The organism is Phenylobacterium haematophilum (assembly GCF_014196295.1).
Classification (GTDB): Bacteria; Pseudomonadota; Alphaproteobacteria; order Caulobacterales; family Caulobacteraceae; genus Phenylobacterium; species Phenylobacterium haematophilum.
In genome coordinates, this window is sequence record NZ_JACIDK010000001.1 from 801368 (window position 1) to 821561 (window position 20194).

Below are 20194 nucleotides of genomic sequence, written 5' to 3' on the forward strand. Positions count from 1 at the left end.
ACAATTCGTCATACGTAATCACTCAGATATCGATGACGTATCGTAAGCTCGCGCGTTCAGCCGTGCAGTTCGTCTAGCCGACCGCGCAGCATCTGCAGAACTCCGGAAAAGTCCGTAGTGCCGAACCCGAGGCGGTCAAATAGGGCATAAAGTCCCTCAGCCTGCGCGCCCATCGGAGCTGCAGCGCCAGCCATGGCCGCCGCCTGCTGGGCCAGCTTGAGATCCTTGAGCATCATCGCCGTGGCGAAGCCGCCCTCGTAGCCGCGGTTGGACGGCGCGGTCTCCACGGGGCCCGGCCACGGGTAGTAGCTGGTGATCGACCAACATTGGCCCGAGGACTTGGACGCGATCTCGAAGAAGCGCTCCGGATCCAGGCCGAGTTTCTCGGCGAGGGCGATCGCTTCGCAGACGCCTAGCATCGAGATGCCCAGGACCATGTTGTTGCAGATCTTGGCCGCCTGCCCGGCTCCATGGTCGCCGGCCCGAATCACCGCGCGCGCCATGGGCTGGATCGCCGTCTCGACGTCAGCGAAGTCGGCGTCGTCGCAGCCCACCATGAAGGCCAACGTGCCGGCGTCCGCGGCCGCGGTGCCGCCAGAGACCGGCGCGTCGGCGAAGCGGAAGCCCTGGTCACGAGCCATATCGGCCACGGCCCTGGCGCTGTCGACGTCGATGGTCGAGCAGTCGACCAGCAGGGCGGACTTCGGCGCGTTGGGGAGAATCTCTTCGGCGTAGACTTTTCGGACGTGGGGCCCGGCAGGGAGCATCGTCACCACCGCGTCCGCGTCGCGAACCGCCTCGCAGACCGATCCTGCCGGTGCGCAACCAGCGGACCTCGCGCGGTCGAGAGCCGCGGCGGCCAGGTCGAAGGCCGCGACCTGGCGCCCGGCCTTGGCCTGGTTGGCGGCCATGCCGCCGCCCATGTTTCCCAATCCGATGAAGGCGATACGCATGTCAGGTCCCTAATGCCGGTCGCCCTGAACCGAGCGATCCTTGTTTGCTGCCTCACGGTAGAGGCGACCACTCCTGGTCGGAAGGCAGCGGCGCGAAAATCTCGTCGAGCATCGCCTCGGTGACGCCTTCGGCGCTCGGCGGGTTCCAACGAGGCGCGTTGTCCTTGTCGACAATCACCGCTCGCACGCCCTCTATGAAGTCGTGGCGCTGCACGACCCGGGCGCCGATACGGTACTCCATCGTCATGTTCTCGGCGAAGGACTCCATCTTCCCGCCGAGACGCAGCTGGCGAAGCGCCACCTTCATGGTCTGCGGCGACTTGGTCCCCATGACTCTCAGTTGCTCGTCCGCCCACTCGGTCCCAGCGGCCTTCAGCCGCGTCAGGATCTCCTCCAGGGTGTCAGCGCCGAAGACCCGATCGATCTCATCCTGATGCGCCGCCAATGGTGGCCGGCCTGCATCTCCTTCAAACTCGGTCAGCACGCCGTCGATAGCGGCCGGATCGGCGACGATCGCCGCCTTCAGCGCCTCGATCTTGTCGCTCTCGACGAAGTCGGTGGCGACCCCGACCAACTCGCAATCGGCCGCCTTGATCCGCCCGCCGGTCAGTGCCAGCCAGGTTCCGATGTGGCTCGGCATGCGCGGCAGGAACCAGCCGCCGCCCACGTCGGGGAAGAGCCCGATGCCGGTTTCGGGCATGGCGAAGGTGGTCCGCTCGGTCGCGACACGATAGCCGGCTGGCATGGCCAAGCCCACTCCCCCGCCCATGGTCACGCCGTCCATAATCACCACGACCGGCTTGGCGTACTCGAACAGCAGGTGGTTCAGGCGGTACTCGATAAAGAAGAACTGACGGGCGTCCTTGCCGTCCGAAGCGCCGCTCTCGGCCAGCATCCGGATGTCGCCGCCGGCGCAGAAGCCGCGCTCGCCGCTGTGATCCATCAGCACGAGCTTGACCGCGGGATCGTACCGCCAGGCCAGCAGCGCCTCGGTCATGGCCTTGCACATGGCCGTCGTCAGGGCGTGCAGCGCCTTGGGCCGACTGAGCGTGATCCGCCCGACTTCGCCTTCGATACGGATCAGGACTTCATCGGTCGCCGCGGTCATTGCCGGAACATCTCCCGGGCGATGATCACCCGCATGATTTCGTTGGTGCCTTCGAGGATCTGGTGGACCCGCAGGTCGCGCACGACCCGCTCGAGCGGATAGTCTTTCAGATAGCCATAGCCGCCGTGAAGCTGCAGCGCCTGGTTGGCGACGTCGAAGCCGGCGTCGGTGGCGAAGCGCTTGGCCATGGCGCAGTACTTGGTGGCCTGCGGGTCGCGGTTGTCGAGGGCGTTCGCCGCGCGGCGCACCATCAGCCGAGCGGCTTCGAGTTCGGTCGCCATGTCGGCGATCTTGAACTGCAGCGCCTGGAAATTGGCGAGCTGTTTCCCGAACTGCTTGCGCTCGGTCATGTAGGCCTGGGCGGTGTCGAGGGCGAAGGCCGCCCCGCCGAGCGAGCACGAGGCGATATTCAGCCGCCCGCCGTCGAGCCCCATCATCGCAAAGCGAAAGCCCTCGCCCTCCCCACCGATCCGGTTCTCGACAGGGATGCGGACGTTGTCGAAGTTGACCTGGGCGGTGGGCTGGGCGTTCCAGCCCATCTTCTTTTCCTGGGCCCCGAACGACAGCCCCGGCGTCCCGTTCTCGACCACGATGGCCGAGACGCCCTTGGCCCCCGGCTCGCCGGTGCGCGCCATGACCACGTAGAGGTCGGAGACCCCGCCGCCGGAGATGAACGCCTTGGAGCCGTTGAGCACATAGTGGTCGCCGTCCAGCGTCGCGGTCGTACGCAGCGCCGCGGCGTCCGATCCCGAGCCCGGCTCGGTCAGGCAGTAGCTGGCGATCAGCTCCATGGTGGTTAGGCGCGGCAGGTACTTTCGGCGCAGGTCGTCGGAGCCGAACCGATCGATCATCCACGACGCCATGTTGTGGATGGTCAGGTAGGCCGCGACCGACACGTCGCCATAGCTCAGCGCCTCGAAGACGATCGAGGCGTCCAGGCGGGTCAGGGCCGAGCCGCCGACGTCCTCGCCGATGTAAATTCCAGCGAAGCCGAGCTCCGCGGCCTTGCGCAAAACGTCGGTGGGGAAATGCTTGTCCTCGTCCCAGCGCGCCGAGTTCGGGGCAAGTTCCGCCTCGGCGAACGCCTGGGCGGCTTCCTGTATTGCGCGCTGATCGTCGGAGAGGGTGAAATCCATTCGCTCGAACCCGGGTTTGAGAGGCTGACTTGAGCAAGTCGCTCCGCTGGCGCAACCTGTCAACGACGCGACGCGCGGGGGCGTGTCTTTCTCGGGGTCTTACGCATGGCGGTCCAAGCGGGCGGCGGGCGCATCGGCGAGTCGGCGCGTAATCTCGCCTTCATCAACTACGCCCTGTTGTTCTCTGCGGTGTTCTTCGCTGGGGTGCCGGCGCTGATCGCGGCGATCATCGCCTACTCTCAACGCGACGAGGCGCCGCCGCCGATCGGCTCGCATTACAGCTTCCAGATCCGAATCTTCTGGGTGGCGTTCGTGATCGCGCTTGCGGCGGGCCTATGTTTTCTGGGCGCGATCGTCAGCATCGCGGGGGAGCTTTTCCAGGTCACGCGACTGGAAGGGTGGAAGGTCCCCGACCAGGTTCAGGTCCGGCTTTCCGATGTGACCGTCGATCGAACGCTGATCGTCCTGTTCGCCGGCACGGGCCTGTTTTCGGCGATCGGCGGCCTTTGGCTGATCTTCGCGCCGGCTCTGGGCTTCATCAGGCTTGCGTCGGCGCAGGGGATGGGTCACAGCGCGCGCTCATGAGCATGCCCCCCCTCGCCGCCTACCCCGCCCTGCGTCTCCGCCGCTTGCGCCAGGCCGACTGGGTCCGACGCCTGGTGCGCGAAAGCGTCCTCACCCCTGCCGACCTGATCTGGTCCATTGTCGTCCACGAGGGCGAAGGCGATATCCCGGTCGCGTCGATGCCGGGGGTTTCGCGCCTGTCGGTAGACCTCTGCGTCCAAGCAGCCGTCGAGGCCCGCAATCTGGGCATTCCGGCCATCGCCATCTTCCCGCACATCGACGGAGCCAAGAAGGACGCCGCCGGCTCGCTGGCCGCCGACCCGAACGGCGTCGTCTGCCGCGCCGTGAGGGCTATGAAGGCCGCCGCCCCCGAGGTTGGGATCATGTGCGACGTGGCCCTGGACCCGTTCACCGACCACGGCCACGACGGGGTCATCGAAGACGGCAAGATCGCCAACGACGCCACCATCGACCGCCTGGTCGAACAGGCCCTGGTCCAGGCGCGAGCCGGCTGCGACATCCTCGCCCCGTCGGACATGATGGACGGCCGCTGCGGCAAGCTGCGTGCGGCGCTGGAAGCCGAAGGTCTGCAGGACGTGATGATCATGTCCTACGCGGCCAAGTTCGCCTCGGCCTTCTATGGTCCCTATCGCGACGCCATCGGCTCGGGAAAGCTCGGCACCGCCGGCCCTGCCGACAAGAAAACCTATCAGATGGACTCGGCCAACACCGAGGAAGCGCTGCGCGAAGTCGCCCTCGACATCGCCGAAGGCTCCGACATGGTCATGGTCAAGCCCGGAATGCCCTATCTGGACATCGTCAGCCGCGTGGTCCGCGAGTTCAACATGCCGACCTTCGCGTTCCAGGTGTCGGGCGAGTACGCCATGATCATGGCCGCCGCTCAGAATGGCTGGATCGACGAGGAACGGGCGATTCTGGAAAGCCTCGGGGCCTTCAAGCGGGCCGGCGCCGCCGGGATCATCACCTATTTCGCTCCGCGCGCCGCGCGGATGCTGGGGGCGTGAAGGCCGTCGAAATCGTCGCCGGCGTCATCCGTGACCATCGGGGCCGGGTCCTCACCGTGCGCAAGCGCGGCACGACTGCGTTCATGCTGCCCGGCGGCAAGCGCAATCCCGGCGAGGCCGACATCGACACGCTCTCGCGCGAGCTGGGCGAGGAGCTCGGCTGCGACCTGGTCAGCGCCGAGCACCTGGGCACCTACGACGCGCCAGCGGCCAACGAGCCCGACACCCGCGTCTACGGCGCGATCTACCTGGCCGAGGTCGCCGGGGGCGTCTTGCCCAAGGCCGAGATAGAAGAACTGCTCTGGATCGAACCGAAGTCCCCGCCCAGCGTGCGGCTCGCGCCGCTGCTGGAGCGCCAGGTCCTGCCGCGGCTGGGCTGAGCGATTGCTACTTCTCCAGCCGCGCAACGAGGCTGGACGTGTCCCAACGGTTGCCGCCGAGTTCCTGCACCTCGCTATAGTAGCCGTCGACCAGTGCGGTCATGTCGAGCCTGGCTCCGTTGGCCTGGGCCTCGTCGAGCACCAGGCCCAGGTCCTTGCGCATCCAGTCGACCGCGAAGCCGAAGTCGAAGCGGTTCTCGGCCATCGTCGCCCAGCGGTTGTCCATCTGCCAGGACTGCGCTGCACCCTTGGAGATCGCCGCGGCGACCTCCAGCGGGTCGAGCCCCGCGCGCTTGGCGAAGTGCATGCCTTCGGCCAGGCCTTGGACGACGCCGGCGATGCAGATCTGATTGACCATCTTGGTCAGCTGCCCGGCGCCCGGGCCGCCCATCAGGCGGGTGGCTTTGGCGAAGGCGGCGATCACGGGTTCGGCCCGGGCGAAGGCGGCCGGATCGCCGCCGCACATGACCGTCAGCTGGCCGTTCTCGGCCCCCGCCTGCCCGCCGGAGACTGGCGCGTCGACGAACCAGCGGCCGCCCTGGCCGGCCAAGTCCGCCATCTCGCGCGCCACCTTGGCGGAGGTCGTGGTATGATCGACGATGATCGCGCCCGGCGCCATCACCGGCAGCGCCTCCCCGACCACGCCACGCACGTCGTCGTCATTGCCGACGCACAGGAAGACGATCTCCGCGCCCGCGGCGGCCTCGGCGACGCTCGCGGCCGCCTTGCCCGGATGTTGGGCCGCCCAGGCCTTCGCCTTCTGCGGACTGCGGTTGAACACCGTCACTTCGTGGCCCGCCTTCGCCAAGTGCCCGGCCATCGGGAAGCCCATGACCCCCAGGCCCACGAACGCGACTTTCATTCCAACTTCCTTCTTAAGCTCAACGCCATCTTAACGGCCTCCCGCGCAGTTTGCCGGGAAATCAGGGCTTCCGGGGTAGAACACCATGGCGATGGGCGAAGCGCCTATCCTGATCAAGAAGGTCAAGAAGGGCCACGGGCACGCCCATCACGGCGGCGCCTGGAAGGTGGCCTATGCCGACTTCGTCACCGCGATGATGGCCTTCTTCCTTCTGATGTGGCTGATCAACACCACGAGCCCGGAGCAGAAGCGCGGCATCGCCGACTACTTCGCCCCAGCCAGCGTGTCCGAGAGCACGTCCGGCTCCGGCGGCATCCTCGGCGGCACCGCACTTGGCGACGACGGCGCCATGGCCGCCGGCTCGCAGTCGATGATCGAGGAAATGGCGCCTGAGTCGCGCAACCCAAACGACGGCACCCAGACCGACGCCGCCAAGGAAATGGCCCGCGAGGCCTCGACCGAGGCGCTGCGCGAAGCAGTGCTCCAGCGCGAACAGGCCGCCTTCGCCTCCGCCGCCGCCTCCCTGCGCCAGGCGCTGCAGGACATGCCGGAGCTGGCCGAGCTGTCGAAGAACATCCTGATCGACGTGACCCCGGAGGGCCTGCGCATCCAGCTGGTCGACCAGGAGGGCCGCTCGATGTTCGCCAACGGCCGCTCCGAGCCTAACGACCGCGCCAAGCTGCTGCTGCGCGCCGTGGCCCGCGTGGTCAATCAGCTTCCCAACCGCATCAGCGTTTCCGGCCACACCAGCATGTCGCCGAACGGCGTGAAGGCCGACGGCGACTGGCAGCTTTCGGCCGGCCGCGCCGACGCCTCGCGCCGGGTCCTGCAGTCGGCCGGGGTCGATCCGGACCGCGTCTATCAGGTTTCGGGCAAGGCCAACTCAGAACCCCTGTATCCTGACGATCCGACCCTGGCCGGCAACCGTCGCATCGCGATCGTGCTGCTGCGCGAGGCGCCCGTTCTGCCGCCGGATCATGGTCTGCAATGAGGAGTTCGCTTGACTGACGCATGGGACCTTGCGCCCGAGCTTCCCATGACGCCTAATCGGCCCAGGCGCACTGTTTCGAGAGCGGTCCGTGACGCAGCACTTTCCGACACGACAGCTCAGGTTCTTCCTGACCGCGCCCAGTCCGTGCCCTTACCTGCCGGACCGACACGAGCGTAAGGTCTTCGCGCACTTGCCGCTGTCCGATGGCGCCAGCGTCAATGACAGCCTGACCCAGGTCGGGTTCCGCCGCTCCCAGAACATCGCCTATCGCCCAGCCTGCGAAAGCTGCTCGGCCTGCGTTTCGGCGCGGATCCCAGCCGGCGACTACGAGTTCTCGCGCTCCGAGCGCCGGGTGCTGAATCGGAACGAGGACCTCGAACGCCATCTGGTCGAAGCCGAAGCGACCATGGAGCAGTTCGACCTGCTGCGCCGCTATCTCACCACACGGCACGCCGACGGCGGCATGGCCGAAATGACCTGGCCGGACTATGTGGCCATGGTCGAGGACACCGCAGTCCGCACCCACATCATCGAATACCGGCTGCGCTCGAAGGACGGCGGCCCCGGCGACCTGATCGCCTGCGCGCTCGTCGATCTGATGAACGACGGCCTGAGCCTCGTCTATTCGTTCTACGACCCAACGGCGACCCGGCGCAGCCTGGGTTCGTTCATGATCCTTGACCATGTGGTCCAGGCGCAGTTGACCCAGATCCCGTACGTCTACCTGGGCTACTGGGTCCGCGGGTCGGAGAAGATGGACTACAAGGTCCGCTTCTCGCCGATCGAACTGTTGCGCCCCGAGGGCTGGTCGCTGATGTCGGCCCGCGACCGCGCCCGGCCAGTCGAAGCCTGAGCCGCCACCGGAGCGTGCCAGCCTCTTTTGTCGCCATCGCGTCGCGCTGATTTCTCCAGTGAAAACCGCAAGTCATCCCCAAGGCCGGCTTGCCGATGCGTCGACTGCTCTCGACCAGCTTGGTAAATGAGCGACCTGTTTCAGTTGTCTGGACTTGGCGCATGACGCGGCAACTACGCCTGAAGCTGCGACGCCCTGCTTCGCACCGCCGGGAAGACTTCGTCGTCGGCCCCTCGAACGCCCAGGCCATGGCGGCGCTGGACGCCTGGCCTGCCTGGCCAGGCGGCGCGCTGGCGCTGATCGGCCCGATCGGGAGCGGTAAGACGCATCTGGCCCGCGAGTGGGCTCAGCGCGCCGGCGCGCTGATAATGGACCGTGTCGCGCCTGATGTCGCCGCCGCCGCCGGCCGCCCCGTGCTGCTGGAGGATGTCGACCAGGGCGTCGACGACGAGGCCCTGTTTCACCTGATCAACATGGCCGGCCGCGAGGGCGCGGGCCTGCTGCTCACCGCCCGCGAGGCGCCGGCAGCCTGGCGGGCCCAGCTTCCCGACCTGCGTTCGCGCCTGAACGCCCTGCTCGTCGCCGAAATCGAGGAGCCGGACGATGAAGTGTTGGAGGGGGTCCTAAGAAAATTCTTCCGAGAGCGGAGCATTCGCCCGCCCAAGGAGGTTTATCCATATCTGCTGCGTCGCATGGAACGGTCGATCCCATGCGCACGCGAAATCGTGAAGCGGCTGGACGAAGCCGCCGATGATGAACAACGCCCCATTTCGCGCATGCTTGCGCGACAGATTCTTGAAGATGATATGGAGAATCTTGACCTTTTCGAGTGATGACTTGCGGGACCCGAAGGGCTGGGCCAGAACCAGCCCATGTCTACGGAAGCGCCCTCGATGACCTACGCCGCCCCCGCGCCGCGGCCGGCCGACCCCGGCACGCTGGCCCTCGATCCCGAGCTGTTCGGCTCCGCTGATCGCTTCTTCAACCGCGAACTTTCCTGGCTGGCCTTCAACGAGCGCGTGCTCGACGAGAGCAAGAACCCGCGTCATCCGCTGCTCGAGCGCCTGCGGTTCCTTTCGATCTCGGCCAACAACCTTGACGAATTCTACATGGTGCGCGTGGCCGGCCTGAAGGCTCAGGCCCGCGAAGGCGTGCGCGTCGTCTCACAGGACGGCCTGACCCCGGTCGAACAACTGCTGCGGGTCAACGCAGAAGCCGCCAACCTGATGGCCGACCAGCAGTCGCAGTGGCGGGGCCTGCGCAAGGAACTAGCCGGCGAAGGCTTGACGGTCGTCATGTCCGAAGAGGTGACGCCAACCGAGAAGCAGGCGCTGGAAGAGATCTTCCTGTCGCGCGTGTTCCCCGTGCTGACGCCGCTGGCGATCGACCCGGCCCACCCGTTCCCGTTCATCCCGAACCTGGCGTTCTCGATCGTCCTGAAGCTCAAGGGCAAGTCGGACGGTCGGATGCTCTACGCGCTGGTGCCGATCCCGGCCCAGGTCGCGCGGTTCTGGGAACTGCCTGCGCCGCCCAGCCGACGCAAGCGCCCGGAGCGCCGCTTCATCAGCTTGGAAAGCCTGACGGCGCTGTTCCTTGACCACCTGTTCCCCGATAGCGACGTAGAGGCCCAGGGCGTCATCCGCCTGATCCGCGACAGCGACGTGGAGATCGAGGAAGAGGCCGAAGACCTTGTCCGCGAGTTCGAGGTGCGCCTGAAGCAGCGGCGTCTGGGTTCGGTCGTGCGCGTCGAGATCGAAGCGACGATGCCCCAGGACCTGAGGGCGTTCATCGTCGAGAACCTGCACGCCAAGGACGAGGACATCATCCTCATCGACGGTCTGCTGGGGCTGGATGAGCTGTCGCAACTCATCCCGTCCAACCGGCCGGACCTCAAGTTCAAGCCGTTCGAAGCGCGCTTCCCCGAGCGGATCCGCGACTATGGCGGCGACTGCTTCGCCGCCATCCGCGCCAAGGACATCCTGGTCCACCACCCGTTCGAGAGCTTCGACGTGGTGATCCAGTTCATCCGCCAGGCCGCGCGCGACCCGAACGTGCTGGCGATCAAGCAGACGCTCTACCGGACCTCGTCGGACAGCCCGATCGTCGCGGCGCTGATCGAAGCGGCCGAGAACGGCAAGAACGTCACCGCCCTGGTCGAGATCAAGGCGCGCTTCGACGAAGAAGCGAACCTGAAATGGGCGCGCGACCTTGAACGGGCGGGTGTCCATGTCGTCTTCGGCTTCGTGGAGTACAAGACCCACGCAAAGCTCTCGATGGTCGTCCGCAAGGAAGGCGACCAGCTGCGCACCTACTGCCACTTCGGCACCGGCAACTATCACCCGGTCACTGCGCGCATCTACACCGACCTGTCGCTGTTCACCTGCGATCCGGCCCTCGGCCGCGACAGCGCCAAGGTGTTCAACTTCATCACCGGCTACGCTCGGCCCGAGCATCTGGAAAAGCTGTCGCCCTCGCCGCTGACCATGAAGGCCGACCTGCTGACCTTCATCATGCGCGAGGTCCAGGCGGCCCGTGAGGGCAGACCCGCCGGCATCTGGGCGAAACTGAATTCGCTGGTCGACCCGGTCATCATCGACGCCCTCTACGAGGCCAGCCAGGCTGGCGTCTCGATCGACCTGGTGATCCGCGGCATCTGCTGCCTGCGCCCTGGCGTGCCCAACCTGTCCGAGAACATACGGGTCAAGTCGATCGTCGGACGCTTCCTGGAGCACGCTCGAATCGTCGCTTTCGCCAACGGCGCGGCGATGCCCTCGGCCGAGAACCGGGTGTTCATATCGTCGGCCGACTGGATGCCCCGCAACCTCGATCGGCGCGTGGAATGCCTGACGCCCGTCGAGAACCCGACGGTCCACCAGCAGGTTCTGCAGCAGATCATGGTGGCCAATCTGAAGGACGAAGCGCAAAGCTGGACGCTCGACGCGGACGGCCGCTATACCCGGGACCCATCATGGGACCACCCGGGCGCCTTCTCCGCGCACGAGTACTTCATGACCAACCCCAGCCTTTCGGGCCGGGGAGAGAAGGTGAAGGACATGCCGCGCGCGATTGATCATGTGGCCCCGCGCGGATAGCCGGGCTTCCCAAGGCGACCCTGGGGCCCATGCGTTTCAGGATCCAAGTTCGCGTCAGACCGCCGTCATAGACGTCGGCTCGAACTCCGTGCGCCTGGTCATCTACCGCCTGGAAGGGCGCGCGATCTGGACCGTCTTCAACGAAAAGGCGCTGGCCGGTCTCGGTCGCGACCTGCCCGCCACGGGCCGGCTGTCGCCGGAAGGCGTCGAAACCGCCATAGTCGCCCTGCGCCGGTTCCGCGCAGCCCTCAGCGGCTGGAACCGCGACGACATCTTCGCCGTGGCGACCGCCGCCGTGCGGGAGGCCTCGGACGGTTCGGCCTTCCTGGCGCGGGTCGAGGCGGAGACCGGCCTGCGGCTGCGGGTGATTTCAGGTTCAGAGGAGGCGCGCTACGCGGCGCTCGGCGTCGTCGCCGGCCAGCCGGACGCCGCCGGGGTCGTCGGCGACCTCGGCGGCTCGAGCCTCGAACTCGTGCACCTCAACACTGCCGCCCCGCGCGACGGTATCACCCTGCCGCTGGGCCCGTTCGCGCTCGGCGCGCCCCGCCCTCTGGAGGTCGACAAGGTCCGCAAGATCATCGACCAGCGCATTGACGGAGCTGGATTAGCCTTCCGGTCCCCCGAATTCCATGCGGTCGGCGGCGCATGGCGGAACCTGGCGCTCCTGCACATGGAGATGGCCGACTACCCGCTCCGCGTCGCCCACCAGTACGAAATGCACCGCTCCGACGCCGTCGACGTCGCGCGCTTCGTCGCCCGGCAATCCAAGAACAGCCTGGAGCGCATGCAGGGACTCTCCAAGAAGCGCTTCGACACCCTGCCCTACTCCGCACTGGTTCTCGACGCGCTGATCGAGCGCCTCGGCATCGAGCGCATCGTGATCTCGGCCTACGGCCTGCGCGAAGGACTGCTGCTCGAGGCGATGCCGCCCGAGGAGGCCGCCCGCGACCCCCTGATTGAAGGCTGCGAAGCTCTCACCACCGTGCGGGGGCTGTCAGCGGACCTGGGAGCGGCCCTTCACCGGTGGCTGCAGCCGGCCTTCTCGCAGCTCAATCCGGTGTTCGGCGCCCGCGACCCGACCCTGATCGCCGCAGCCTGCCGCCTCGCTGACCTGGGCGCGCGGCTGCACCCCGACCACCGCGGCGAGCTCGCGTTCGAACAGGTTCTGCGCGCGCCGATCGCCGGCATGAACCATCCCGAGCGCGCGTTCCTGGCGAGCGCGGCGTTTGCGCGTCACTCATCGGCGCCCAGCACTCCTGATCCCCAGACCGTCGCCAAGGTGCTCTCGAGCGAGCGCCGCCAGCGTGCTCGGGCGCTCGGCTCGGCGATCCGTCTCGGCTGCGACCTGTCCGGCCGCAACGCCAGCCTGCTGCCGCATTCGACCTTGGCGATCGACGGGGAGCGACTGGTGCTCTCGGCTCAGGACGGCTGGGGCGACATGTTGCTAGGCGAGCAGACGGCCAAGCGCGCCCAAGCCTTGGCGCAGGCCCTAAGGCTGAAACTGCAGATCAGTTGAGACGACTGCAATCAAGCTGTCATCGGCGCGTCACGGCGCTGTAGCCAATAACCACCAAGAGGACGCCCTACAGTATGGAGGGCGTGACGTTGGCGAACATGAGCGGCAAGTTGGCGGCGGGGCTCTGCGCCCTGGCCTTGGCGGCCGGACCGGCCGCGGGGGCCGAACGGGCCAAGAACGTCATCCTCTTCATCGGCGACGGCATGGGCGTTTCCACCCTGACCGCTGCCCGGATCTACGAGGGCCAGAAGCGGGGCGTCGACGGCGCCTCCAACCTGCTCTCGTTCGAGACATTTCCCGACCTGGCTCTGGTGCGCACCTATTCGGCCGACAGCCTGGTCACCGACTCAGCCGCCGGGGCCTCAGCGCTCCTCACTGGCCGACGTACGCTGAACGGCGCGCTGGGCGTGACCGACAAGATCAAGTTCGCCGATTGCGCGTCGGCCAAGGATCAGTCCGCGCCAACCTTGGCCGAACAGGCCAAGCAGGCCGGGTTGGCGGTGGGCGTGGTGACCACCGCCGCGATCACCGACGCCACTCCGGCCTCGCTTTATGCGCACACGCCGTCGCGCCGCTGGCAATCCGACGCCGACCTCCCGCCGGAAGCCGTCGAGGCTGGCTGCGTCGACATCGCCCGCCAGATGCTGGACGTCCCGAAGGCCAACCGCTTCGACGTCATGCTCGGCGGCGGGCAAGCCAACTTCGTGGCCGAGGACGGCAAGCGGATGGATGGCCGCGACCTGACAGACGAGTGGCGCACGGCCGGTGGACTCTACGTGCAGACCGCAACCGAACTCGCCGCCGCGCCAAAGAGCGGCGCGCCGCTCCTGGGCCTGTTCGCGCCAAACAACATGATGCGCGACACCGCCCGCCAGGCGACGGGCACGGACGCGCCGACCCTGACCCAAATGACCACCCAGGCGATCGAACGCCTGGCCGAAAACGAGAAGGGCTACTTCCTGATGGTCGAGGGCGCCCTGATCGACAAGGCGCACCATATCAGCCTGGCCGGCGAGGCCTTGAACGAGACCGTAGAGTTTTCCAAGGCGATCGCCGCCGCCGCAGCGATGACTGACCCCAAGGACACCCTGATTATCGTCACCGCCGACCACAGTCACGGTCTGACCATCAACGGCGGCGCGCGCGACACCTCGATACTCGGCGTGCTGCAAGGCAATGACGATGACCCGCCGGTAGCGCTAGACGGCCGCACGGTGCCGATCCTGATGTACGCTTCGGGGCCCGGCGCGCCCGCCGCCGGAGAGCCGCGCGCCGTCCCGACCAGGACCGACGTCGACGACCCGGACCGGCTCACCTACGCCGCCGTTCCACTGTTAAGCGCGGCTCACACCGGCGAGGACGTCGCGGCCTACGCTCGCGGTCCCGGCGCCTCGAAAATCCGCGGCCTGATGGACCAGCCGGGCGTCAACCGCGTGATGAAGGAGGCGCTGGGGCTCGAAAGCGGCCCTCGGCTATAGCCACGCGGGCGTACCTCCCCCTAGAATTCGCACAACAAGAATCGGTGGGGGAAACGTCATGAGCATCACACGCAAAGGCCTGCTTGTCGGGCTGCTGGCTTCGGCCGCGATCATCGCCGGGCCCGCTTTCGCCGAGGTCAAGCTGGCGAACCCCGCCGACGTCGGGATGTCGAAGGAGGGCCTCGCGGCTCTAGACAAAAGCTTCCACGGCCTGGTCGACGACGGGCGATTGGCCGGCGTCACCACACTGGTCGCTCGCCATGGCAAGGTGGTCCACTTCGACGCCTATGGCGTCCAGGACATCGCCACCGGCGCGCCCATGAAGCGCGACACGATTTTCCGCATCGCCTCGATGACCAAGCCGGTGACCGGCGTGGCCATGATGATCCTTTACGAAGAGGGCAAGTGGAAGCTGGACGATCCGGTCGCCAAATATATTCCCGAATTCGCCGATCTGAAGGTCAAGGGGCCGGACGGGACTCTCGTCCCTCAGACCCACCCGATGACCATGGCCGAACTGATGAGCCATACGGCGGGCTTTGACGTCTCGGGTGGATATGCGCCCGACGTCACCGACCGCAACCAGCCCCTGCAGGCGATGATCGACAAGCTCGGCAAGCTGCCGCTCGCGGTCCAGCCGGGCGCCGACTGGCGTTATGGCCCTAGCGTCAACATCCAGGGCTACATCGTCGAGAAGCTGTCGGGTCAGCCGCTCGACGTCTTCTTCCAGCAACGCATCTTCGCGCCGCTGAAGATGACCGACACCGGCTTTGCGGTCCCTGCCGCAGACGTCTCGCGGGTGTCGGCCATCCACTCCTACGACGCGGCCAAGAAGCTGATCGTCCCGCCGAACCCCGTCGATCCGTCGGTGAAGCCGGCCCTGCTGTCGGGCTCCGGCGGTCTGCTGTCGACGACCGAGGACTACTGGCGCTTTTCGCAGATGCTCCTCAACAACGGCGAACTCGACGGCGCCCGCATCCTCAAGCCTGAAACCGTCAAGCTCATGCGCAAGAACGTCCTGAAGGACGGCGTCCTGGTCGACCTCTACGGCCCCAGCATGCAGGGCGTCGGCTTCGGCATGGACTTCGCGGTGATCCTGGATCCAGCCAAGGCCGAAACGCCTCAGGGCAAGGACAGCTACTACTGGGGCGGGGCGTTCGGGACCTGGTTCTGGATCGATCCGACCAACGACTTGGTCTTCGTCGGCATGATCCAGAACCTGAACGGCTCGATCCCCGGCCGCGACACGCCGGAAGTCCGCTCGATTTCTTATCCGCTCGTCTATGGCGCGCTGACGGACGCGGGCAAACAGGACGCCCAATAGCAAGAAGGCGGCGCAGTGGTTTCCCGCCGCGTCGCCTCCTCATTCCAGACACGAAGGCCTGAAGGTCTAAGGTCGTCGACATCTCCGGCGGGCGAGATTGCTCTGGTCGGCCGTTTCCGTCGTCGTGACCCATTGATCTGCTGCTTTGGGTCGCCCCTCGGCTGCGTTTCTCAGAGCCTTTCGCTCGCTTTCCGATCCGGTCTCCCGCTTCGTTTGCGCCGCGTTTCCTTTCGACAACTCCACCCTCGCGCCGATCCGTCCGACGTGCAAGCGCAGCCTTAGACAAATATATCCGCGTTCGGTGGAAAGGCGGTGCGCAAGCCTGTCGACGAACCGCGGTACGCCAAGTGCTGTAAGCGGCCGACGTTATCCACAGCTTCGTCAGAACAATGTGGGCAGGCGGATGTTGGCGTCCAGAAAATCGATGAACGCCCGCACCCGCGCCGACACCCTGCCGCCCCGCCCGACAAAGACGGCGGGGGCTTGCAGAATATCGCCCGGATCGAACGCCTCGAGCACCGGGACCAAGCGACCGGCGCGGACGCCGCCGGCCATCCGCGCGCTGTCGTTCTCTGAGGGCGGCGGGGCTTACTCCGCCGCTTCGGTCGCCTTGGCCTTGGGCCCGCGACGGACTTCGACGACCCGCACGCGGGCGCCGTCCAGCACCAGGGCCAGTTCCCCGCGCTTCAGGCGCAGGGCGTCCTCGCCGAACGCCTCGCGCCGCCAGCCGGTCAGGGCCTGGGTCTTGGCGTTGTCGTCATTGGCGATCTGCTCAAGATCCGAGACCGTCGCGATGAGCTTCGACGCCACCCCGGCGTCTTCCGACCGGGCTTTGAGCAGCACCTTCAGCAGCTCGACCACCGCGCCTGCGGCCGGCGACGGCTGGTGCTTGGTCTTCTCGATCACCGGGGCATAGGCCTCAGGATCTTTCAGTCCTTCACGCACGGCAGCCAGCAGGTCTGGTCCGAACCGCGAGCCCGAGAAGCCCTTCGGCACCGAACGCAGGCGGTCGAGACCGTCGGCGTCCGTGGGAGCCTGGGTCGCGATCTCGTCGATCGCGTCGTCCTTGAGGATCCGCCCGCGCGGCTGGTCACGCTGCTGCGCGGTGCGCTCGCGCCAGGCCGCCACCGCCTTGAAGATCGCCAGGTACTTCGCCGTATGCCGGCGCGGGCGCAGGCGCTTCCAGGCGTTTTCCGGGCTGACGTCGTACATCGCCGGATCGGTCAGGCTCTGCATCTCGTCGACGACCCAAGCCAGGCGGCCGTCCTTCTCCAGGCGGGCGCGCAGCATCGGGTAGAGCTTGGCAAGATGCGTCACATCGCCCAAGGCGTAGACCAACTGGGCGTCGGTCAGCGGCCGGCGCGCCCAATCGGTGAAACGCGACGACTTGTCGATCTCGACCTTGAGCATCTGGCGAACCAGCGCGTCGTACGCGATCTGCTCGCCGAACCCGGCGGCCATGCCGGCCACCTGGGTGTCGAACAGCGGCGTCGGCATCGCATTTAGGTTGTTGAAGATTTCCACATCCTGGCGCGCGGCGTGGAAGACCTTCTCGATCTTCGGATTGCGCAGGATTTCCAGGAACGGCTCGAGGTCCAAGCCGTCGGCCAGAGGGTCTATCACGGCCTCGGCGTTCGGCGCTGCAGCCTGGATCAGGCACAGCTTCGGCCAATAGGTCGTCTCGCGCATGAACTCGGTGTCCACGGCGACGAAAGGCTGGTCTTTGATCTTGTCGCAGAACGCCTGGAGGTCGGCGGTAGTTGTAATCGGCGTCATCAAGTAGCTATACGCTCGCGCAGGGCCGAGTCTGCAAGCGCCCGATGCGCGCAGCGGCCAATTTCTAGTCGTCCTAGCACCAAAGGCGTCACATGACCGACCGGCCCAATGGCCTCACCTACGCCCAGGCCGGCGTCGACATCGATGCCGGAAACGCCCTGATAGAGCGTATCAAGCCTCTGGCCAAGGCGACGCGTCGTCCCGGCGCCGATGCGGCCCTCGGCGGCTTCGGCGCCCTGTTCGACCTGAAGGCCGCGGGTTACGAGGATCCGCTGCTGGTCACGACTACGGACGGCGTCGGGACCAAGCTGAAGATCGCCATCGACACCGACCAGCACGACACGGTCGGAATCGACCTCGTGGCCATGTGCGTGAACGATCTGCTGGCCCAGGGGGCCGAGCCGCTTATGTTCCTTGACTACTTCGCGACCGGCAAGCTGGACGTCGACGCCGCCGCGCGCGTCGTGGCCGGCATCGCCGAGGGCTGCAGTCAGGCCGGCGCCGCCCTGGTCGGCGGCGAGACCGCCGAGATGCCCGGCATGTACTCGGACGGCGACTACGACCTGGCCGGCTTCTGTGTCGGCGCGGTCGACCGCGCTGGCGTGCTGCCGAAGTTGGACGCCCAACAGGCCGGCGACATCCTGATCGGCCTCGGCTCTTCGGGCCCGCACTCCAACGGCTACTCGCTGGTCCGCCGCATCGTCGAGCGTTCGGGCCTGGCCTGGGACGCACCGGCGCCGTTCGAAGACGGCAAGACCCTGGCCCAGGCGCTGATGGCCCCGACCAAGATCTACATCAAGAGCGTTCTGCCCCAGATCAAGAAGGGCCGCATCAAGGGCTGCGCCCACATCACGGGCGGCGGACTCATCGAGAACCCGCCGCGCGCCATCGCCGAAGGCCTGGCGCCGAAGTTCGACTGGGACGCCTGGACGATGCCCCCGGTGTTCCAGTGGCTGGCCGAGGTCGGCGGCGTCTCCGAGCATGAGATGCGCCGCACCTTCAACTGCGGCGTGGGGCTGATCCTGATCGTCGATCCGCACGATCTACCCGACGTGCTCGACGGGCTGCTGCATGCCGGCGAGGAAGCCTTCGTCTGCGGCGAGCTCGCCGCGGCCTGAGGTCGCTCTAGGGGAGCTACTCCCCCTTGAACACCGCGGTCCGCTTCTGATTGAAGGCGGCCACGCCCTCGCGCCGGTCCTTGGTTTTGAACAGCCGATTGTACTCGGCCAGTTCGAGCGCCATGGCCTTGCCCAGCGGCAGGGCCGCCCCACCACGGACCACTTTCTTCAGCGCCTTGACCGAGAGCGGCGCCTTGGCGGCGATCACCCGCGCGCGCTCCAGCACTTGGGGCATGAGCTCGTCCGGCGGGGTCACGCGGTTGACCAGGCCGAAATCCAGCGCCTGGGCTGCATCGATCGGCAGGCCCGACATCAGGAGCTCGGAGGCACGGCGCTCGCCCGCAGCGCGGACGATGTACTGGGTGCCGCCCAATCCAGGGATGATGCCGAGCCCCACTTCGGGCAGCCCCAGGCGCGCCGTTTGCGAGGCCCAGGCGAAGTCGCAGGCCAGCGCCATCTCGCAGCCGCCGCCCATCGCAGCACCGTTCACCGCCGCGATGATCGGGAACGGGCAGGCCAGCTGCGCGCGGATCATCGCTTCGAACATGACGTGCTGATCCGACCACTGCTGGTCGCTCATACCGTCCCGCTCCTTCAGGTCCGCGCCCGCGCAGAAGAACCGCCCCGCCCCGGTCAGCACCGCTGCGCGGACCGAAGCGTCGTTGGACAAGCTCGTCCAGAGCGCCAGCAGTTCCTCGCCCATGGCCGTGTTGAGCGCATTGGCGGCGTCCGGTCGACAAAGGGTGACGACCTTTACGCCGGGGGACGGCTCGCTGACCTCGACTGTGCTGCTCATCGTCCCTCCGGGCCGGCGACCACGCCGGCGTCATGCAATTTGGCGATCTCGCCCGCCGACAGCTTCAAGACCTGCGCCAGGACCTCGTCGGTGTGCTCACCCAGCCGCGCCGCGCCGCTCGCCGGCCGGCGTTCATCCTGCGGAACAGTCCCAGCGAAACCTGCCGTCGGATAGGTGCGGCCGCTTGGATGCGTGGCGTCGGAGAAAACCGGATTGCCCTTGATGAGACGGGGATCTTCCGCGGCCGCGCTCATCGGCTGATACGGCCCCCAGCAGACGCCTTCCTGGTCGAAGGACGGCTTGAGGTCCTCCAGCGTCTTGCGGGCGAACGCCGCTTCGAAAATGGGGAACAGGCGCACGCGGTGATCGAAGCGAAGCCCTTCATCGGCGGCGAAGCTGACGCCCAGTTCCGCTTCCAGGGCTGCGACCGGCGCCTCGATCTCCAGCACCTGGATCAGCCCCTTCCACTGCCGCGGGGTGATCGCCACCAGCATGATCCGCCGACCGCCCTTGAGCAGGAAGTCACGCCCGAACGCGCCGAACAGGTCGTTTCCCATCCGCTGGCGATCCTGGCCGCCCAGGCTCTCGGCGAGATAACCGAGGTTGGCCATGGTCGTGGCGGCGATGTCCGACAGCGGGATGCGGATCTCTCGCCCCTTGCCGTCCCGCTGACGGGCGTGAAGCGCCGAAACCAGCGCGAAGGCCGCATAGGCGCCGGTCAGCAGGTCCCAGGCCGGCAGCACGTTGTTCACGGGCCGCGGCTCTTCCGGAAAACCGTTCAGCATCGGCACGCCGACGGCGCTGTTGACGGTGTAGTCGACCGCCGGTCCGCCGTCCGCCCAGCCCATGACGCGCGCGCAGATCAGATCCGGACGCAGCGTGCTCAATTTCTCATAGGAAAGAAAGCCTTCGACAGGAAAGTTCGTCACGAAGACCCCGCCCTCGTCGCCCGGCGCAGCCGCCAACCGAGCCGCCAGTTCCCGTCCCTGGGGCCTCGACAGATCGATGGCGATCGACTTCTTGGACTTGTTCAGCCCTTCCCAGTAGAGGCTCTCGCCGCCCTCGCTGAGCGGCCATCGGCGGAAATCGGGCCCGCCGCCGATGTTGTCGAAGCGGATCACCTCGGCGCCGAGTTGGGCCAGATAGAGACCGCAGGTCGGCCCTGCCACGAAGGCCGAGCCTTCGACCACGCGCAAGCCCTTCAGAAGATCATACATCCCCT

Annotated in this window: 19 protein-coding genes; 11 read left to right on the top strand and 8 right to left on the bottom strand. The window is 67.0% G+C overall.

Annotated elements, in window-relative coordinates; genetic code table 11:
- Positions 1-56: 56 nt before the first annotated feature.
- From mmsB to GGQ61_RS04050, 3 genes are read right to left on the bottom strand one after another with little or no spacing between them, the layout of a single operon-like run.
- A complete protein-coding gene (gene mmsB / locus GGQ61_RS04040; RefSeq protein ID WP_183769971.1) occupies positions 57-953 on the bottom strand; it encodes a 3-hydroxyisobutyrate dehydrogenase in 897 nt (298 codons plus the stop codon).
- 52 nt (positions 954-1005) lie between these two features.
- Positions 1006-2061 carry an enoyl-CoA hydratase/isomerase family protein gene (locus tag GGQ61_RS04045; RefSeq protein ID WP_183769972.1) on the bottom strand — a complete coding sequence of 352 codons (1056 nt, stop codon included), beginning with the start codon at positions 2059-2061 and terminating at the stop codon, positions 1006-1008.
- Positions 2058-3197 carry an isobutyryl-CoA dehydrogenase gene (locus GGQ61_RS04050; RefSeq protein ID WP_183769973.1) on the bottom strand — a complete coding sequence of 380 codons (1140 nt, stop codon included), beginning with the start codon at positions 3195-3197 and terminating at the stop codon, positions 2058-2060. The genes GGQ61_RS04045 and GGQ61_RS04050 overlap by 4 nt, the downstream gene beginning before the upstream one ends.
- A 105-nt stretch (positions 3198-3302) precedes the next feature.
- Here GGQ61_RS04050 and GGQ61_RS04055 point away from each other — a divergent pair, with 105 nt between their 5' ends.
- From GGQ61_RS04055 to GGQ61_RS04065, 3 genes are read left to right on the top strand one after another with little or no spacing between them, the layout of a single operon-like run.
- A complete protein-coding gene (locus tag GGQ61_RS04055) occupies positions 3303-3782 on the top strand; it encodes a hypothetical protein (protein ID WP_183769974.1) in 480 nt (159 codons plus the stop codon).
- On the top strand, positions 3779-4786 hold the full coding sequence (hemB, locus tag GGQ61_RS04060; RefSeq protein WP_183769975.1) for a porphobilinogen synthase: 1008 nt from the start codon (positions 3779-3781) through the stop codon (positions 4784-4786). Before GGQ61_RS04055 ends, hemB begins: the two co-directional genes overlap by 4 nt.
- Entirely contained in the window at positions 4783-5166 is a 384-nt protein-coding gene (locus tag GGQ61_RS04065; protein ID WP_183769976.1) for an NUDIX domain-containing protein, read from the top strand. Before hemB ends, GGQ61_RS04065 begins: the two co-directional genes overlap by 4 nt.
- Positions 5167-5173: 7 nt before the next feature.
- Here the strand turns inward: GGQ61_RS04065 and GGQ61_RS04070 are convergent, their stop codons facing one another.
- Positions 5174-6028, bottom strand: a complete 855-nt coding sequence (locus tag GGQ61_RS04070) for an NAD(P)-dependent oxidoreductase (protein WP_183769977.1) — start codon at positions 6026-6028, stop codon at positions 5174-5176.
- Between the two features lie 85 nt (positions 6029-6113).
- Between GGQ61_RS04070 and GGQ61_RS04075 the strand changes: the two genes are divergently transcribed.
- The 7 genes from GGQ61_RS04075 (at position 6114) to GGQ61_RS04105 (ending at position 15282) form a co-directional block, all read left to right on the top strand.
- A complete protein-coding gene (locus GGQ61_RS04075) occupies positions 6114-7019 on the top strand; it encodes a flagellar motor protein MotB (RefSeq protein WP_183769978.1) in 906 nt (301 codons plus the stop codon).
- 88 nt (positions 7020-7107) lie between these two features.
- Positions 7108-7872, top strand: a complete 765-nt coding sequence (locus tag GGQ61_RS04080; protein ID WP_183769979.1) for an arginyltransferase — start codon at positions 7108-7110, stop codon at positions 7870-7872.
- Positions 7873-7967: 95 nt separating this feature from the next.
- Positions 7968-8705 (top strand): AAA family ATPase, encoded by a 738-nt coding sequence (locus GGQ61_RS04085; RefSeq protein WP_343056017.1) that lies wholly within the window; start codon positions 7968-7970, stop codon positions 8703-8705.
- Between the two features lie 60 nt (positions 8706-8765).
- Positions 8766-10964: an RNA degradosome polyphosphate kinase gene (locus tag GGQ61_RS04090; RefSeq protein WP_246370442.1), complete on the top strand. Its 2199-nt coding sequence runs from the start codon at positions 8766-8768 to the stop codon at positions 10962-10964.
- A complete protein-coding gene (locus GGQ61_RS04095; protein ID WP_183769982.1) occupies positions 10945-12480 on the top strand; it encodes a Ppx/GppA phosphatase family protein in 1536 nt (511 codons plus the stop codon). The genes GGQ61_RS04090 and GGQ61_RS04095 overlap by 20 nt, the downstream gene beginning before the upstream one ends.
- Positions 12481-12563: 83 nt before the next feature.
- Entirely contained in the window at positions 12564-13958 is a 1395-nt protein-coding gene (locus tag GGQ61_RS04100; protein WP_183769983.1) for an alkaline phosphatase, read from the top strand.
- Between the two features lie 58 nt (positions 13959-14016).
- Positions 14017-15282, top strand: a complete 1266-nt coding sequence (locus tag GGQ61_RS04105; protein ID WP_183769984.1) for a serine hydrolase domain-containing protein — start codon at positions 14017-14019, stop codon at positions 15280-15282.
- A gap of 381 nt (positions 15283-15663) precedes the next feature.
- Here the strand turns inward: GGQ61_RS04105 and GGQ61_RS04110 are convergent, their stop codons facing one another.
- Positions 15664-15837: a type 2 periplasmic-binding domain-containing protein gene (locus GGQ61_RS04110; RefSeq protein ID WP_183769985.1), complete on the bottom strand. Its 174-nt coding sequence runs from the start codon at positions 15835-15837 to the stop codon at positions 15664-15666.
- Positions 15838-15870: 33 nt separating this feature from the next.
- The gene (rnd, locus tag GGQ61_RS04115) at positions 15871-17058 is read right to left on the bottom strand and encodes a ribonuclease D (protein ID WP_183769986.1); all 1188 of its coding nucleotides are present in this window, start codon (positions 17056-17058) and stop codon (positions 15871-15873) included.
- 92 nt (positions 17059-17150) lie between these two features.
- Between rnd and purM the strand changes: the two genes are divergently transcribed.
- Positions 17151-18176 (top strand): phosphoribosylformylglycinamidine cyclo-ligase, encoded by a 1026-nt coding sequence (gene purM, locus GGQ61_RS04120; protein ID WP_183769987.1) that lies wholly within the window; start codon positions 17151-17153, stop codon positions 18174-18176.
- Positions 18177-18192: 16 nt separating this feature from the next.
- On the opposite strand, the gene GGQ61_RS04125 is transcribed toward purM, so the two are convergent.
- Together GGQ61_RS04125 and GGQ61_RS04130 are read right to left on the bottom strand one after the other, a co-directional pair.
- Positions 18193-18972 (bottom strand): enoyl-CoA hydratase/isomerase family protein, encoded by a 780-nt coding sequence (locus GGQ61_RS04125; protein WP_183769988.1) that lies wholly within the window; start codon positions 18970-18972, stop codon positions 18193-18195.
- A complete protein-coding gene (locus GGQ61_RS04130) occupies positions 18969-20189 on the bottom strand; it encodes a CoA transferase (RefSeq protein WP_183769989.1) in 1221 nt (406 codons plus the stop codon). The genes GGQ61_RS04125 and GGQ61_RS04130 overlap by 4 nt, the downstream gene beginning before the upstream one ends.
- Positions 20190-20194 lie beyond the last annotated feature (5 nt).